Origin of the sequence: Streptomyces humicola (assembly GCF_024436035.1) — a bacterium.
Taxonomy (GTDB): Bacteria; Actinomycetota; Actinomycetes; order Streptomycetales; family Streptomycetaceae; genus Streptantibioticus_B; species Streptantibioticus_B humicola.
The window spans coordinates 60243-76013 of record NZ_JANFNG010000024.1 but is presented as its reverse complement, the minus strand read 5'-3'; the positions used below and the strand labels follow the sequence as shown (position 1 = coordinate 76013).

The window sequence follows — 15771 nt, the reverse complement described above, 5'->3', positions numbered from 1 at the left end:
AAATGGCTTCGGAGAGCCGTGATCGCACCGCAGTGTCATGATGAGAGGCGCTCATGGGCGACGAGCATGGGCCGGATCCGCACATCTGTCCGGCCTGCGCGTAGGGCCTAGCCGGTGTTCCAGTCCTTGGCCTGCTGCTGCGCGTGAGCGTGCCGTAGGGCCTGGGTCATCCCCCTGGATGCAAAGACAGTTGGCGCATAGCGCTTCAGAACGGCTTCAGCGGTTCTGACCTGACGCGACACGCCTGCGGCAGGATGAGTTCTCGTGCTTGTGCGAGTGCTTTACCTGGTCGCCACGCGAGTCTTCGCCGGCTGATCCTGTTGGCCCGGTCTTCCGCGGCCAAGGACACGGAGATACTGGTCCTGCGTCACGAGGTCGCGGTGCTGCGCCGTCAGATCACCACTCCACCCCGGACCGGCTGGGCTGACCGGGCACTGCTGGCCGCCCTCGCCCGGCTGCTGCCCCGAGCCTTGCGCGGCCATCGGATCGTCTCACCACGCACGCTGCTGGCATGGCACGAGCGCCTGATCAAGAAGAAGTGGACGCAGCCGCGGAAGGCGGGGCGCCCGCCCGTCGCAGCGGATCTGCGCGACCTGATCACCAGGCTCGGCGCGGAGAACTCCCGCTGGGGATATCGCCGTGTGCACGGCGAACTGGGTCGCCTCGGCCACCGGGTCAGCGCCGCGACCGTGCGCAGGGTGCTGCGCGCCGAAGGGCTCGCCCCGAACGACGACCCCACAGTCATCCCCTCCCATGTGGATGTGTCCGTGACCTCAGTCTGTCCGCAGGGGCCGGCGCAGAAGGAACGCTCCCACACCAGCCGAGAGGAGAACCACGCAAGTCGCGAAGACCAGACCCGCGCCGCGCAGCCCCAAAGCCAGGGTGAGGGCCCCGACCCCGACCACGGGCAAGGAGATCCCGACGTATGCGACGACGAAGAAGGCTGAGATCGTCGCGCCACGGTGCTCCTCCGGAGCCACCGCACTCACACTGGTCAAGCCCGCGCGGAACGCCAGACCTTGGCCGAGGCCCCCAACCACCGCACCGACGACCAGCACCGGCAGGGACACCATCAGCAGGGAGGACGCGACCAGGGCCATGCCGGTGGTCAGTACCAGGCACCCGACGGGCAGCGCGCGCCGCACGCCCACCCGGACCATCAAGAACTGACCGACTGTGGAGGCACAGAACACCGAGAAGACAACCACGCCGGAAACGGCCAGGTTGTGCACGCCCAGGGTCAGGGCGACAAAGCTCGGTGCTACCGCGGTGAACAGTCCCAGCAACGAGAAGCCGGCGAGCGCGGCCAGCCCAGCCGGCACGAACGCTCCACGCGTCTGCTGGGGCACGACCATACCCTGAGGGCGCAGCGGCGGTCGAGGGGTACGAGGCACCACCGTCTCCGGCAGCGCGCCCGTGACGGCGAAGGCCGCCACGAGCAACGCGAGGTGTACCAGGAACGGCAGCCGCAGCGGCCACGGCGCGTACTGCGCCAGGACTCCCGACAACACCGGACCGCAGCCCAAGCCGCCCATGTTGGCGGCTGTGGCGGCGAATCCCGCCCGTTCGCCTAGCTGCGGGGGCGCCAGCTCCAGTACGGCAGCTGTCGCGGCCCCGCTGAACAGCCCCGCGGCGAATCCCGAAAGCAGCCGTCCCACGAACAGCAGCGGCAGCCCGTTCTCGGACAAGAAGCACACCGCACTCAGGACCGACAACCCCACAGCGACCAGCAGCACCGGGCGTCGGCCCAGAACGTCGGAGAAGTCACCGGCGACCAGCAGCGCGGCGATCACCCCCAACGCGTAGACCGCGAAGACCACCGTTACCATCAGTTCGGAGAAGCCGATCTGCTGCCGGTAGAGACCGTACAGGGGCGTCGGCAGCGTGGTCCCCGCCATGCCGACCGCGAACACCGCCGCGGCCGCGAGGTACCAGTCCCGGGCACGACGGCCCTCCACGTCTTCAACGCTCATCTCTCCGCCCCCACCCCGGACGGCACACCTAGATCCCCGCGTCGCGTACGTCCGCGTACACCCGGGCCGCCAGATCGGTGAGCTCCTTGGCGTCACGTACGTTGCCCTGCAGGTCCAACAACACCTCGTGAACGCCCACGGCGGCGTGTGCGGCCACGTCCTGCACGATCTGCTCGACCGTGCCCACGAACGGCTGACGCTGGTCGTCGTCGACCGGATCCCGGGTGAGCTGCACGTTCGCTCGTACGCACATCTCCAGCGGGTGATCGTCACGGCCGTACGACGCTGCCAGATCCATTAGTTGCCGCCACTGGGCCGCCAGTTGTTCCGGTGGGGTCCCCGTGGGCAACCAACCGTCGGCGCGGCGGGCCACACGGTCCAGTGCCTTTCGGCTGGCGGCCGCCAGATAGACCGGGATCGGGCTCGCGGGCTTCGGCCCGACCTCAGCCTCATTGATCACGGTCCAAGTGCCCTGATAGGAGACCGGATTCGGGCCCCAGACCGCCGCACAGACGTCAAGTAGTTCGTCCAGCACCCGCCCGCGCTCCTGGAACGGGGTGAAGGACGCCGCCGCGTACTCATCCAGCGACCAGCCCGTGCCGAACCCTGCCAGCACCCGGCCGTCGCTCGCCGCGTCCAACGTGGCGAGAGTGCGGGCGAGTTGGAACGGCACGTGCAAGGGCGCGATCAGCACGCTGCTACCCAGTCGGGCCCGCTCAGTTGCCGCGGCGGCGAGCGACAGCACCACCAACGGATCGGCCACCGACCGGTAGGAGTCCGGCCACGCCAGTCCGGGGATCGAGTACAGCCCCTGTTGCGGCCGTTCCGGGAACAGAACCCGTTCGAAAACCCATAGGCTCTCGTAACCGATCTGCTCTGCTGTACGCGCCACCTCGGCCACATCACGTGACACGTCGTACCGCTTCATCTGCGGTAGTCCGACTCCCAGCCTTATCGTCATGGGCTGATCCTCCCCCGACAGCCCACAAAGCGCAGCCCGCTCCGCCGTTCGGCCTAGGGCCGCCTCCCGGCGCGGACGTCGACATCGTCATGACGGGGCCGTGCGCGAGATCGGCAATCCGGCACTAGCCATCGCGGTGACGGAGCCGCGGCTAAGCAGATGAAGGCGGAAATGGGTCTGGACATCAGTGAGCTCCCTGCGAAGGGGACGGGTGCTCTTAGCGGCCTGGGGCGCCGGCCGATGCGGCGGGACAAAGGCAGTACGCATTCCGCGCCACTGGGACGACTTCTTCCTCGACCAACGGAACGGCGTGGCTGTCCACACAGCGCGAAGGCGGAGAGGCCAGGATTGCTGAGACCTTCGCTTTCTGTCGACGTCGAATTGCAAGAGTGATGCCTGGGGGATGGTGCTCCCTCAACGGTGGGGACTATTCAGATTCTCTACGCATGGGGAGCCCCGCAGGGTTACATCTCCCGATAGGTTTTTGCTGTGATCTGGATCACTCCAGAGGGCAAGAGGGCGGCAGCACGGCTCAGCAACCGCCAGGGCCCCACTCCCCCACCGGCCCCGACCGTCACAGAAGACCACCGATCACGCCTTTAGCCAGGACGGATGATGATTCGACACCCGCAGGCCTCGCCGTTTGCTGCGGTGCAGGATCTCAATCCAGCATGTTATGCGTGTTCAGATCCCTCATCAGGCGCCGTCAAACCCTAAATACAAATATGTCCTGTTGGCGTAAGTTATGGCCTGAATGCCTACCGTGAGGGGTAGTCAACGGGATGATGTGAAGGAATCTTCATTATCGGGCTGGCGAAGCTTGGGGTCGGAGCATGTCGTGGTAAGAAAGTGTCCGGTGGAGCATCGGACGGCCCGTCGGCGTGAGGTGCCTGCGGTCCGGGTGATTGATGACCCGGATTCGGGCGTCAGGCGCCGTCATAAACCGGATGTGTATGCTTTCTGCCACCCAGTCGGGGTATCTCAGGAAATACCCAGAGCATTGAAGGGAAGACTAAGTTATGCGTAAGGACGTCACGGCACAGGTCGAGACCTGCGAGATTTCCGACAGCGAGCTGGACACCATCTCTGGTGGTATCGCCGGCGCCTCTGCCTATGCCGGTGGCTACGGCGGCTCCGTGGGCGTCGGCGACGTCGCAGGAGCTCTCGAGTCCCAGGTGCCCGCCCTGCCCGTCTCGCAGTTCGCCGGCCTCGCCACGGTGCAGACCACTCCCGGAGCGTGACGGGATCGCTCGTTACAAGGCGTCACACCAACAGCATTAACGGCCCACCCGTTGCATCTGAGCACCAGTAGGGTTGGTCAGGGACCCTGGGACCTCGGTTCCAGGGTCTGTGCACGTTCGGACGAAAACTGCACGAACTCGACGAGCACCCAACTGACGCCCTCTCCATCGCAAGGGTTCGACGAGCTCACGTCAACTGGCGAGTTGACGAAGTGACAGGTGCTGTAATGAGCATGGCACTTTGCGCTGTCGTGCCCTCTGCCAAGTCCGCCGCCACAACGTGAGGGCCGTGCCTTCGTCCATCCTGGCCAGACCACCGTTCGAACCGCTGGTGCTGCGGCACCAACTCGCAGTGCACCCAGAGCCACGTCGTCCGACCGAAGATGGACCAGCCGACCGGGTCCCGCTGGCGACCGTGTCGCCTCTGCTGCCCAGGCAGCGCTGGGGCACCTTAACCGCTAACCGGGCGCCGCTGCTTCGCTGGCACGGGAGCTGATCGCCGACACGTGAGCGCCCAACAAGCGACCTGGTCGGCCACCGATACCCAAGCAAATGAGCGAGTTGATCCCGCGCCTGGCCCAGGAGAGCCCCGCGGTGAGGGCACCGGCGCGTCCAGGGGACGTTCGCGCGGTTGGGCATCGCCGTCTCCGCCGCCACCGTCCGGGCGGTACCGGCAGGGCAACGTCCCACACGAGTCGTAGCAGCCGGACTTTGTCACGCCGAGGCGGATGCACATGAACTCGAATGTGCATCAGAGGAATTGTTGGGCGGGGGCACGGCGGGAGATCACGTCATCCTCGGGGTCGGGGGTCACGGCTACCGTCGCGCCCGTCAGCGTGGCCAGCATCTCGCGGACGTTGGTCAGCTGGGCGTTGATGCTGTCGCGGCGGTTGGTCAGCGCGGCGAGCTCGCGCTCGGATTCGCTGCGGATGCGGTCGGCCTTGGCGTTGGCGTCGGCCACGAGGTCCTCCGCCTGGCGCTGGGCCGTCTCCACCGTCTGGCGGGCCTGGCGCTCGGCGTCGGTGCGCAGCTTCTCGGCTCCCAGGCGGAGCCGCTCGGCTCGGTGTTCGATCTCCGCGAGCTGCTTTTCCGCCTTCGCCTGACGAGAGGCCAGGTCGCGCTCGGACTGCTCACGCCGCTTGGCGAGATTGGTCTCGAAGTCGGCCGCGGCCTGGGCGGCCTTCGCACGCGTCTCCCCGAAGAGTGCGTCCGCCTCCTCACGCTTGGCCGCCGCGTCCTTGGTGGCTCCGCCGTGCAGCCGGGCGGCCTCGCCCTTGGCCTTCTCGACGATCCGCGAGCCCTCGTCCTCGGCCTTCGCCTTGCGCTCGGCGGCGTACGACTCGGCGTCCGCACGCACCTGGTTGGCCGCCCCCTCGGCCAGCTCACGGTGCTGCTCCGCGGCCCGGCGGGCCTCCTCGCGCAGGTCCTTGGCCTCCTCCTCGACGAGACGGAGGATCTTCTCCACGCGGGCACCGAGACCGGCGTACGACGGCTCGGCGTCGTTGATCTGTGCCTGGGCGTTCTGAGTCTCGAGGTGAAGTTCCCCGATGCGCTTCTCCAGCGCGCTGATCCTGGCCAGGGCGCTGTCACGGTCGGCGACGAGCTTGGTGATGCGGTCGTCCACTCGTCCAGGCTCGTATCCATGCCGCACGAGATCGAAGCCGAAGGAGGAGGTGTCGCTCATGGGGTTCCTGTCAAAGAGTCCGGTGGAGGTGATGATGTCAGGCTTGTGGTGTTTTTACCGGCGTTGGATCTGCATGTGACCCATCAGCAGACGCCATGGCCCTCTTGAGGTTGGTCGCGCATCATTTCACGGCTGCGACCATGGCTTTCAATGCAGAGCAGGGATCTGGTTGGGTCGGCGACTCACGGCGTTGATCCCGGTGATGTTCGTCGCGGCGGTGGAGGCCGTTGTAAGCGCACCGCCCGGCTGCGGGGCACTTGTTCCACCCGGTCCGGATGTGTTCCAACGAGCCGTTCCAGGCAAGGCCGGGTCGTTGGAATCCGAGGTCCATACGGGCAGCTCCGGCCATGTAAGTGCCAACGGGTGGGCTGGCTTGCCGACCGGAAGGCCCGAGTGCGGCCGTTTCCCCTGACTGGGGTCCGTTCTCTCATTCTGGGCGCCCTCGCGTCGCCTGCCATGACCGGAGTCTGGCATGAGGGTGGTCAAGTGCGGTACTGCAGGGGCGGGTTGGTTGTATGCACGAGGGGCGGCATGTGACGGTAACTGCCGCTAAAGTGTCGGAACCGCATTTCCGGGCGATCAAGGCCGGTTCGGCCTGTCTGTGAGGGAAACAGCCAGCGGATGACATCCTCATGTGGTCTTGGATTCCGCAGTCGCTTGACGGCCAACCCACCGCCAGCACATCACGCGTGCTGCAGGTGACGAAAAACCGTCGAGGGGATGTAACCCGGTGGGTGTCCCGGCGCGTAGAGGCCATGGATCATCACCTACTCGTCAGTGAGGAGCCTCTATGCGTGCTCGCGCACCCGCCGGCACTGGCCATCGCGGGCATGGCCGGCCTCACCGTGCTGCTGACCGGTGGCGAGGGCGGCAGCCAGGCCGGCGGTCAGGCATCCGCGGCCGCCTCCCCGGTTGCCGTGTCCGCTGACCCCCGGCAACGCTGCGGCAGTCGGCGCCGTGGGCGACGCCAAAGGCCCCGCCAGCACGGCCGCTTCGCCTGCCGGGGGTGCCACGCGGGTGTGTTCGGTCTCCGGCCTGAAGGGCAGCCTGCCCGCCATCGCACCGGGGGCATCCCGTTGGACCGGCCGGAGCAGGGAGCGGGAGCCCTTGTCGCCTGAGGAGTTCGACGAGTTCTACGCCGGAAGCTGGTCCCGGCTGGTCGACCAGCTGCACGCGATGACCGGGAGCCTGGCCGAGGCGCAGGACGTCGTCCAGGAGGCGTACGTCCGCGCCTGGCAACAGCGCGAGGAACTCTCCACCTCCGGGGCACCGGAGGCCTGGGTCAGGACGGTGGCCTGGCGGCTCGCCATCAGCCGGTGGCGGCGCGCGCACCGCCACCTGCTGATGCTGTTCCGGCACGGCACCCCACCGGACCAGGCCGGACCAGGACCGGATTACGCAGCGCTGGTGGCAGCGCTGCGCGAGATACCCAACGAGCAGCGTCGAGTGGTTGTCCTCCACTACCTCTGCGACCTCCCCGTGACCGAGGTCGCCGCGCAGACCGGCGCACCGGTAGGCACGGTCAAGGTCCGCCTCGCCCGCGCCCGCGCGGCGCTCGCCCGGCATCTGACCGACGATCTGACGGACCTGCACGTGTGAAGTGACGGTGGGCACCTTGATGCGCGGGCCTTCGGCGAGCCTCGCCTCGAGGTCGTCTGCAGCGCTCCGGCCACAGCGCGGCGATGATGTCCGCTGTGCGCGCCCCCCAGTCGAAGCCGCCCAGCACGGCTTCCTCGATCCGCAGGGCGTCCGTCAGCGCGAGGATGTCCAGTGCGAAGACCGCCTGCTGCGCGTTGCGGAACGTCCTGGGGGACAGGAAGCTGGTGGTCCCGTAGCCGCGAAGGCAGGGGACGATGACGCGGTATCCGTGCGCGGCCAGCCTCGGGGCGACGTCGACGTGGCTGTGGACGTCGTGCCGCCCAGTGCCATCATGGTGTCAGGGCGGAGGCTGCCAGTGAGCAGGTGGTCGATCGCTTCAGCATCACTGGTTTGCTTCGAAGTCCTCCGAGTCAGGGATGATGTGCACAGCCGCTTCCTCCGCGGAGGCGGCTCCCCCGTCGATGCCGACGTCAGAGGCGAACACATCGTTCCCGCGGCCTGGGTAGCTCTCGTCGTAGCGAGCCACCAGTCGCCCGGCCCTGCGGGTTCCAACTGCGTCGTCGAGCAGTTCGCCGTCCGTGTCCAGCGTGTCGCCCAGGCCGTCGCCCAGAGGGGCGGCGTTTTCCGGAACCTCGTGTGCTAGCCGGGCGTCCAAGGGCTCGGCACGCGGTTGTTCTTCCGGGCTGAGACCCCAGTGGTCAAGGCCGTACGGCCGCTCCGGTGGCGAGTACCCCTCGTCGAGCGCGTTCTCGAGCCCTCGGTCCTCGAGAGTGTCCTGCGGATCAAGCAGGCCCGCGTCGTCCTGCACTTCCGTCCGGTCAGGCTGATAAACCACGTCACCCGTCGCGTTCTCACTCACGTCTTCACTCACGGCCCGTACCTCGCTCTTAAGTGCCCTCACCTGGGTCTTCGCCCGGCCGTGGCCGCTGTATGCGAGCGGTTCGTCACGATGGGCCACCAGGTGAGGCCGACCTTGTCGCCATCATGGAGTGCGCCGTATCTGATTGCGCAGCGCATCTTGTACGGCCACGCGCGGATGGCTTGACCTGTTACCACCTTCCCGCAGCAAATGATGCGCGGGAAGGCGTGAACGCGGAGGAACTCGGCAAATTGGAGCTCCTCGAACGGTGTCGAGGTTGTCGACGTGAGCCCCGCGGGAGCCTTGTGCAACAGGCATGGCGGGTGCTTCCAAGGCCAGCGGGCGAGGCGACGCGGACTAGCTAGTCGCCGTCACGTCTCGGTGTCCAGGTCGTCTCGGGTGAGGCCGTGTCCAGCGGCACCGCCCGGCCGCGGACGAGCCCCAACTGCACCGTCTGGCGCGGCAGGACCGCGTCGAGCAGCCAGTCCGCGCCGACGCGGATCCGGTTGGCGGGCAGGGTCGCCAGGTGGTAACCGCGGGTGACAGCACCTGCCAGTGGTCCCGACAGCGGCACTCGCAGCGGATTGGCCGCGGCCTGAAGGCCGCCGAGGTCGACGGCGAACCCTAGGCTGTGGTGCTTGTACGCGCGCCGGGTGCCGTGCCCGAGCGAGGCGGCGACGTTGCGGGCGACTGCCTTGCCCTGGCGCATGGCGTGCTGGGCGGTCATCGGCGTCAGCTCTCCGGGACGGGTCAGGTCCGGCACTGCGGCGGCATCCCCGGCGGCGAAGACCTCCGGATGGCCGGGAACGGTCAAGTACTCGTCCACCACCACACGGCCGGACCGGGTCGGCAGCTCCACGCACTCCACCAGCGGGTCGGGCCGGACCCCAACGCACCAGATCAGTGAGCGGGTCCCGACGCACTCCCCGTCGGAGAGCAGCACGCCCTCCGACGTCGCCTCCTTCACCGAGGTGTTCGTGCGCACCTCTACCCCGCGCGTCTCCAGCACCCGGTGGGCGGCCTGTGACAGTCGCGGATCCAGCTCGGGCAGGATGCGCGGGGCCACGTCCAGCAGCAGCCACCGCGGACGCTTCCCGGCGCGCAGCCGATTCCCGTGGCGGGTGAGCGCATCAGTGAACAGCTGGCCGTGCGCGGCCACCTCCGTGCCTGTGTAGCCCGCGCCGACCACGACGAAGGTGCGGCGCGCCTCCAGCACCCGCTCGTCGTGGGTGGTGGCGGCCAGCTCGATCTGCCGCGTGATGTGGTCACGCAGGTACAACGCCTCGGGCAGACCACGGAAGCCGTGGGCGTGCTCGGCCACGCCCGGGATCGGCAGCAGCTTGTTGACGCTGCCGACGGCCAGTACCAGGCGGTCATAGGCGGTCTCGCAGCGGGCGCCCTCGGGGTCGGTGAAGGGCACGCGACGCGCGTCAAGGTCGACGCGGTCGACCTCGCCCAGGATCAGGCGCACGCCGGGAAGCGTGGCGGTGAGCGAGACCGATACCCGCCGCGGTTCCAGGATTCCTGTGGCGACCTGCGGCAGCAGCGGCATGTACAGGAAGTAGTCGTTGGGGTCGATCAGCGTGATGTCGGCTCCGCCGCGGGCCGTTCGGGATAGTGCGCGGGCCGCGTGGTAGCCGGCGAAACCCGCTCCGACGATCACGATCCGGGCTCGGTGCACAGTTCGGCTCCTCAGGCTCCTCGAAGCAGCCGGTTGCGCCGGCTGGCGCCTATGCCGGCCAGGTGTCCGGTACTCCGCCTCGCCGGCCCACGAACGCCGGGTCCGCGAGATCCGGCGCGTCCAGGCCGACACGGCTGAGCAGCTCGAGCAGGTCCGGCAGGCGATGCGCGCGTCCGACGTCGCGCCCTTCGACAATTACTCGACGGCCGCCGATCATCGGCGGATCGACGATCACCAGAGGCTGCTCCGCTCTCCTCATGAGAGCGCGGTTACCCGAACCTTGTCGGCGTATGCGCCGGGTCACTGGGACGGACCGCTGCCGGACCCATTTCGGGAAGTGAGAGCACGTAGGATGTAGGCGCCGCGCATGCGGTTGTTGGTTCAACGAGGTGGCGAAGGGGATGCCGGAAGCCATCGGCCGGAGTGGTTGACCGGCTATGCGCTGCTGGCCGAGGGCGCGGCCGGCCGAGGGCAGGTCCGCCCGCGGGAGACGGGCCCTGGCGACTCGGAACTGCTAGAACTCTGAACGTGACAGCGGAGCCGGGTGCGCCGAGTCCGTCGGAGCTGTTGCCGGCGCTCGACGAGCGGCAGCGCGTCATGCTGCGTCGGCTCCGGGCAGGCGTAGGGCCGGGCGACCGGGGATCCGGAGATCTGGCGTCGCGCATTGCCGGTCGATCCGCATCTGGGCGGTTACCCCGAGTCGATTCAGCACGGCCGCCTCGGACGGTTCGTCCGGATCCCATCGCTGTCAAGCGCGGCCGGACGCGTGCAGCTGTGGAGGAGACCGAGGAGGCGGAGGTCTGGCCGTCGGCGGCGGCGACCATCGGCCATCAGCTGCGCCGGGTGCTGCTCGGTCACCCGTACAGGGGCAGCGCCATCGCGCACGAGCGGATGCGCAAACTGGTCGCGCTGCCGGTGCTGTCGGCCGATGCGCTGCCCTCGATCGCCTACGGCCCGAGGCGATGCCCACCATCCTGGTGCTGGGCGGCGCCGCAGGTCTCCGGAACTGGTTGCCAATCTCGGTGGCGATCGCGTTCCTGATGCTGGCGGTCGGGGTGTCATACCAAGTGGCGTATAAGGCATGCAATCGGGTATCCGCAGTGTCGGTACGTGTGTGCACCACTTTCAAGGAGGTGGTAGCGGTGACGGCACCGACTCATGTGCCGAGCATGGAGACACATCCTGACATCGTCGAGCTGCGCGCCCGTTACGAACGCATTTCGCTCACACCGGTCGGACAGGCCGCCGAGGCTCTGGCGATCGCGGTGGGGCTCTACCTGGCGGTGTCAGCATGGATCGTCGGCTTTAACGGCTTCCCTACACTGGCCGTCAACAACCTGGTCACCGGTCTGGCATACGCCTTCCTCATTGGCGGCTTCGGACCTGCCTTCGAGCGCAGCCACGCCCGTGGCTGGGCCGCGTGTCTGATCGGACTGTGGACCATCATCGCGCCCTGGGCGGTCTACGGAACGCCCGCCACGGCCCGAACCATCACCAGTAACGTCATTGCCGGCGCCCTGGCTCTGTGCCTGGCACTGGCCATGTGCAGCTTCGCCCGCGGCGATGCCAGAAGGCTCGCCGTGCAGAGCGGCAGGACGCAGACACCGCAGTCGGTCTGGGGGTGGTCCCGCCACGGCGAGCCGCCACCACAACAGCCCGCCGCACCAGATGGACGCACGGAGTACCCCACCGACTACCCACCGGGAGCCGGGCCCGCCGGGCCTGGCCAGGGCCTGGGCGACGCTGGTGGCTCGCAGTATCCGCGTTGACAACAACAGGCTGGGTCCGCGGCCCCCATCGGAGGTGAGACGTTTAGGGTGTGCGAGCGGCCGGACTTCCGAAGTCCCGCCGGTCGCCTCGCCGTTCGGGGCGGCCTCCTGCATCAGCCGCCGGATTGCACCGATTTAAGCGCGTCCTTCGTGCGGTCGACAAGGGAAGCAAAGGGTCCGATCGCCGCCTGCGCCATCGGGGAGCCTGCCACCTCGGGGTGGGGATGGGTTGGTGCGATCTTCTCGACGGCGAGCAGTCGCGTTCCCATGGCCGCGAGTTGCTCCTGGGAGCAATCCCGGTGCACCGCCGGGAACTCTTCCTTCTCCTCGTGCCTGCATGAGCGACCACGGACTTCTCGAACTCAGCGATGAGAGAATCGAACTCGGCACTGCCGACGTCCATCCCCTACAACGCGGCGAGGACCTTGTTGGCCTCCTCTTCCTCGTGATTGCGCGCGTCGGCCTCCCTCTCGCCTGCGCTCCTCTTGGCCACCGGGCGCGCGATCATCTCCTCTGCAGTCTCATGCACCGCGAGCAGCGCCTTGAGCTCCTCGAAAACCGCCTTCTTGTGATCGCCTCGGGCAGTCTTCATCTCTCCGAAAAGATCACGAATGCGGGCGTGTTGGGTCAGAAGGACGCCGATCACATCGTCATCCGGGAGCTTCGCAGCCTCTGCGCGCTCCGTCTTGGCCGTGCTCATGAGCCAGTCCTCTCTTTGAGGGTCTTTCCGCTTCTTCATCACTCGTTGCGGTGGTTCGTTCAGTACGGGTCACCGCAATGTGGCGGGATGAACGCCGCCACGTCGCGGGCGTCGTACTGACGCCTGTCACCGGGGGTGCGCCGTTCTGTCAGTTCAGCCACCAGTTGCCCCACCGGGTCCGGGCCGTCGCGGAAGTAGTGGGCCGGTGCAGCAGGCGACAGGCCACGCTGGTCCGCTGGCGCCCCTCGGCCGGACAGAGACCACACCAGCCGAGCGGTCAACGGCGGGCATGGCCTGGTCGACGCCGAGCGGTCAACGGCGGGCATGGCCTGGTCGACGCCGAGCAGCGCTGGCCAGTGCAGTGCCCAAGCCCGAACGGTGGCCTTTGCACCGGAGGTCCGGTGAGAGCCCGGAAGAGGCGTGGAATGTGATCGGCTCAATTTCAGCGTTGCACACCGGCGGTAACTCGGACACTCGGTGCCGGAGCCGGTGCGCGCCCGCTATGTGGGAAGTTCGCCACGCTCCCCCAGCCGCTCGTGAAAATGGCGCCCGATCAGCGCCCCGCCGAAGACGACGAAGCCGACGCCGATGAGCCATGACTGCACGACCAGCACAGTTCCGAGAACTCCGTACGTGACTGCATTGGTCACGATGAGGGGTGCGAAGACCAAGAACGAGAAACCCCGCAGTCCTCCCAAGCCCATCACGGTTGCCACCGCACCCGGCCATAGAGCGCGCCAGGGTACACGGCTCCCAAGTAGCACACGTTGCCCCCACCAGAAGAACAGCACTCCGAAGAGCACCGTCAGCGCGACGCGGATCGCCTCTTCCCACGCGCCGTGCCGAAGCACCAATCCACTTTGGACCAAGGCATACAGATACCCCGTCAGCGCCACCAGCCACACCGCTTGGCGCCAGACCTTATGCCAGGGCCCCCCCGATAGTTCCCAGATTTTCTCATAACCCGTCTGCACGCTCGCGGCAAAGGTCAGGCCGAAGACAGCCAGCGCTAGGAGGCCGAATGCGCTGGTGGTGCTGAGCACACGCAAAGGTGCGGAGAACAGTCGCTGAACTGTCTGCGCCGGCCGCCCCGAAAGACCCATGCCGTCGACTACCCACATGGAGAAACCACGCGTGGTAAATGGATTCGCCGCCGCCACCACGATCAGTAGCGGAGTCATGGTGACGAGCGCCAAAGCGGCGAAACCCATGGCACGGTGGAGGAGTTCCAGGTCCTTCCCCCGCACCCACAACGAGCGGAGGGCCAAGCGTCGGCGGGCGCCCTTCAGGCGCCCGGCCAGGCTGATCCGCCTGGGCATGTTCACCCCTCATGCTACGGGAACCGACAGGGATGGCGTCGAAGCGCCCGACGCCAAGGGAGACCGGGCCCGCAGGAGAGCCTGGACATGATGCCCGAAGCGCATTCGTCGTCTCACGGCAACCGTGGCATAACACATGAACGCCACGTCCTCACCGGGCGTCAGTGCTTGCACGTGCCGTGCGACGGCGCAACTGAGGCGGCCGATGGAAAACACTCTGCCAGTACGGGCGCCCACCCGATGCCCCCTGCCGCAAGGAACCGAGCAAGGAGCGATAGGACGACGAGAATGCAATGCCCACCACCGATCAAAATGGCCTCCCGAGCATGTGGAGCATCGGCTGTTTCACGCGGTGAGCAACAGATTGAACCAAGGACCGGTCGTGCCGCAGACCATTGCGCCGGTCTTCGGTGCTCGCCGGCTCATCCTATTCCATTGCCCCTCCAGCTCCCGCTTGTGCTTGGCGAAGGCGGCAGCCAGGTTTTTCATGACGCCGGCCACGAAGGCGTCGGCCGCATGCACTGCGTCACGAGGATCATCGACGAACTCGTTCTGAATGCCCTACCAGCGTCCGCGGATGCGCCCCGGCTCCATCCCGGCCCGTCACAAGGCGCGAGCCGGCTCCCGAGAGCGCCTCACCTGCCGCTGTTTGGCGCCGTATGCCTGGGTAGGCGTATCTCGGAACTCCCCGCGGCGACCGGGTCGCGGAGCCGCTGAAAGGAGTGGGCCATGGGTGCAGGCAAGAAGGCCGAGCACGCCGCCAAGCGCGTTCCTGAGAGATGCCGTAGATCACGCCCTGGCACGTCGCCGCACAGTTGAAGGAGCGCTACCCGTCAGCTGCACCGGCGGGCATTGAGCCGGGCGGCCTGGCGGGTCAGGTAATCGCGCTCGGCGAGGTTGGGTGCCTTGTGGGCCGCCTCGGCGTACAGCCGTGCCGCCGTCGCCAGGTCGCCGTCGCGCTCGTGGAGGTACGCCGCCACCGCGGCGTGGCGGGGCAGTGAGTCGTTCAGCGCCTCGAGCGCCGTCAGCCCGGCGCGCGGTCCGTCGGCCTCGCCGACGGCCACTGCGCGGTTGAGCCGGACGACGGGGCTGTCGGTCAGGCGCGTGAGCTCGTCGTACCACTCGACGATCTGCACCCAGTCGGTCTCCTCGGCGGTGGGTGCGTCGGCGTGGAGTGCCGCGATGGCGGCCTGGGCCTGGAACTCGCCCAGCCGGTCGCGGGCGAGGGCCGCCTGCAGGATCTCGACGCCCTCGGCGATCAACTCAGTGTCCCACCGGCCGCGGTCCTGCTCGGCGAGCGGCACCAGGCTGCCGTCCGGCGCGGTCCGGGTGGCGCGCCGGGCGTGGTGGAGCAGCATGAGGGCGAGCAGCCCCGCCACTTCGGGGTGGTCGATTGCGGCCGCGAGCTGCCGGGTGAGCCGGATGGACTCGGCGGCGAGGTCGACGTCGCCGCAGTAGCCCTCGTTGAAGACCAAGTAGAGGACGCGCAGCACGGTGGCGACGTCGCCGGGCTGGTCGAACCGCACGCCGGCCACGGTGCGCTTGGCACGGCTGATGCGCTGCGCCATGGTCGCCTCGGGCACCAGGTAAGCCTGGGCGATCTGGCGGGTGGTCAGCCCGCCGACGGCGCGCAGCGTGAGCGCGACCGCGGACGACGGCGTCAGCGACGGGTGGGCGCACAGGAAGTAGAGCTGGAGCGTGTCGTCCACCGCGGGCGCGGGCCCGGGCGCCGGCTCCTCGTCGACGAGGTCCTCACGCCGGCGGCGGGCGGCATCCGAGCGGGTGGCGTCGAGGAACTTGTGCCAGGCCACGGTGATCAGCCAACCCTTCGCATCCCGCGGAGGGTCGGCCGGCCAGACGCGGACCGCCTCGACCAGTGCGTCCTGTACGGCGTCCTCGGCCGCCGCGAAGTCCGCTCCGCGGCGGACGAGGACGGCGAGCACGCTCGGCGTGAGGCTCCGGATCAGGGCCTCGTTCATCGATGA

General features: G+C 68.0%; 14 protein-coding genes and 2 pseudogenes. 4 read left to right on the top strand and 12 right to left on the bottom strand.

Annotation, left to right across the window (positions count from 1 at the left end; genetic code table 11):
- Window positions 1-254: 254 nt before the first annotated feature.
- Window positions 255-662, top strand: a pseudogene (locus NGB36_RS24720) (hypothetical protein); the annotation flags it as partial.
- A gap of 111 nt (window positions 663-773) precedes the next feature.
- On the opposite strand, the gene NGB36_RS24715 reads toward NGB36_RS24720, so the two are convergent.
- Complete coding sequence (locus NGB36_RS24715; protein ID WP_255922678.1) at window positions 774-1973, bottom strand: MFS transporter; 1200 nt, start codon at window positions 1971-1973, stop codon at window positions 774-776.
- Window positions 1974-2001: 28 nt separating this feature from the next.
- Entirely contained in the window at window positions 2002-2934 is a 933-nt protein-coding gene (locus NGB36_RS24710; protein ID WP_255922677.1) for an LLM class F420-dependent oxidoreductase, read from the bottom strand.
- Between the two features lie 1019 nt (window positions 2935-3953).
- Between NGB36_RS24710 and NGB36_RS24705 the strand changes: the two genes are divergently transcribed.
- Window positions 3954-4175, top strand: coding sequence for a hypothetical protein (locus NGB36_RS24705; RefSeq protein WP_255922676.1), 222 nt, complete (start codon window positions 3954-3956; stop codon window positions 4173-4175).
- A gap of 751 nt (window positions 4176-4926) precedes the next feature.
- Here NGB36_RS24705 and NGB36_RS24700 read toward each other — a convergent pair.
- A complete protein-coding gene (locus NGB36_RS24700; RefSeq protein WP_255922675.1) occupies window positions 4927-5859 on the bottom strand; it encodes a coiled-coil domain-containing protein in 933 nt (310 codons plus the stop codon).
- Window positions 5860-6966: 1107 nt separating this feature from the next.
- Here NGB36_RS24700 and NGB36_RS24695 point away from each other — a divergent pair.
- Entirely contained in the window at window positions 6967-7458 is a 492-nt protein-coding gene (locus NGB36_RS24695; protein ID WP_255922674.1) for a SigE family RNA polymerase sigma factor, read from the top strand.
- 55 nt (window positions 7459-7513) lie between these two features.
- Here the strand turns inward: NGB36_RS24695 and NGB36_RS24690 are convergent.
- The 4 genes and pseudogenes from NGB36_RS24690 to NGB36_RS24675 form a co-directional block, all read right to left on the bottom strand.
- Window positions 7514-7774 (bottom strand): annotated as a pseudogene (locus tag NGB36_RS24690) (alpha/beta fold hydrolase); the annotation flags it as partial.
- A 66-nt stretch (window positions 7775-7840) separates the two neighbouring features.
- Window positions 7841-8329 carry a DUF5709 domain-containing protein gene (locus NGB36_RS24685; RefSeq protein ID WP_372509519.1) on the bottom strand — a complete coding sequence of 163 codons (489 nt, stop codon included), beginning with the start codon at window positions 8327-8329 and terminating at the stop codon, window positions 7841-7843.
- Window positions 8330-8678: 349 nt separating this feature from the next.
- A complete protein-coding gene (locus tag NGB36_RS24680; protein WP_255922673.1) occupies window positions 8679-9998 on the bottom strand; it encodes an NAD(P)/FAD-dependent oxidoreductase in 1320 nt (439 codons plus the stop codon).
- A gap of 49 nt (window positions 9999-10047) precedes the next feature.
- Window positions 10048-10233, bottom strand: coding sequence for a hypothetical protein (locus NGB36_RS24675; RefSeq protein ID WP_255922672.1), 186 nt, complete (start codon window positions 10231-10233; stop codon window positions 10048-10050).
- Window positions 10234-10960: 727 nt separating this feature from the next.
- On the opposite strand from NGB36_RS24675, the gene NGB36_RS33495 reads away from it, so the two are divergent.
- Window positions 10961-11767, top strand: a complete 807-nt coding sequence (locus NGB36_RS33495; protein WP_308288919.1) for an SPW repeat protein — start codon at window positions 10961-10963, stop codon at window positions 11765-11767.
- 113 nt (window positions 11768-11880) lie between these two features.
- Here the strand turns inward: NGB36_RS33495 and NGB36_RS24665 are convergent, their stop codons facing one another.
- The 5 genes from NGB36_RS24665 to NGB36_RS24645 all read right to left on the bottom strand — a co-directional run bounded on the left by NGB36_RS24665 (window position 11881) and on the right by NGB36_RS24645 (window position 15765).
- Complete coding sequence (locus NGB36_RS24665; RefSeq protein ID WP_255922671.1) at window positions 11881-12036, bottom strand: hypothetical protein; 156 nt, start codon at window positions 12034-12036, stop codon at window positions 11881-11883.
- A 137-nt stretch (window positions 12037-12173) separates the two neighbouring features.
- On the bottom strand, window positions 12174-12467 hold the full coding sequence (locus NGB36_RS24660) for a hemerythrin domain-containing protein (RefSeq protein ID WP_255922670.1): 294 nt from the start codon (window positions 12465-12467) through the stop codon (window positions 12174-12176).
- A gap of 500 nt (window positions 12468-12967) precedes the next feature.
- Window positions 12968-13786 (bottom strand): YhjD/YihY/BrkB family envelope integrity protein, encoded by an 819-nt coding sequence (locus tag NGB36_RS24655; protein ID WP_255922669.1) that lies wholly within the window; start codon window positions 13784-13786, stop codon window positions 12968-12970.
- 345 nt (window positions 13787-14131) lie between these two features.
- Window positions 14132-14308 carry a hypothetical protein gene (locus NGB36_RS24650; protein ID WP_255922668.1) on the bottom strand — a complete coding sequence of 59 codons (177 nt, stop codon included), beginning with the start codon at window positions 14306-14308 and terminating at the stop codon, window positions 14132-14134.
- 311 nt (window positions 14309-14619) lie between these two features.
- Window positions 14620-15765: an RNA polymerase sigma factor gene (locus NGB36_RS24645; RefSeq protein WP_255922667.1), complete on the bottom strand. Its 1146-nt coding sequence runs from the start codon at window positions 15763-15765 to the stop codon at window positions 14620-14622.
- Between the last annotated feature and the right edge of the window lie 6 nt (window positions 15766-15771).

What these genes read in the sequence shown, in the direction of transcription:
- NGB36_RS24700 (WP_255922675.1), bottom strand. Translation starts at nt 5,859, where the DNA reads ATGAGCGACACCTCCTCCTTCGGCTTCGATCTCGTGCGGCATGGATAC.
- NGB36_RS24710 (WP_255922677.1), bottom strand. Translation starts at nt 2,934, where the DNA reads ATGACGATAAGGCTGGGAGTCGGACTACCGCAGATGAAGCGGTACGAC.
- NGB36_RS24705 (WP_255922676.1), top strand. Translation starts at nt 3,954, where the DNA reads ATGCGTAAGGACGTCACGGCACAGGTCGAGACCTGCGAGATTTCCGAC.
- NGB36_RS24660 (WP_255922670.1), bottom strand. Translation starts at nt 12,467, where the DNA reads ATGAGCACGGCCAAGACGGAGCGCGCAGAGGCTGCGAAGCTCCCGGAT.
- NGB36_RS24645 (WP_255922667.1), bottom strand. Translation starts at nt 15,765, where the DNA reads ATGAACGAGGCCCTGATCCGGAGCCTCACGCCGAGCGTGCTCGCCGTC.
- NGB36_RS33495 (WP_308288919.1), top strand. Translation starts at nt 10,961, where the DNA reads ATGCCCACCATCCTGGTGCTGGGCGGCGCCGCAGGTCTCCGGAACTGG.
- NGB36_RS24655 (WP_255922669.1), bottom strand. Translation starts at nt 13,786, where the DNA reads ATGCCCAGGCGGATCAGCCTGGCCGGGCGCCTGAAGGGCGCCCGCCGA.
- NGB36_RS24715 (WP_255922678.1), bottom strand. Translation starts at nt 1,973, where the DNA reads ATGAGCGTTGAAGACGTGGAGGGCCGTCGTGCCCGGGACTGGTACCTC.
- NGB36_RS24665 (WP_255922671.1), bottom strand. Translation starts at nt 12,036, where the DNA reads ATGGGAACGCGACTGCTCGCCGTCGAGAAGATCGCACCAACCCATCCC.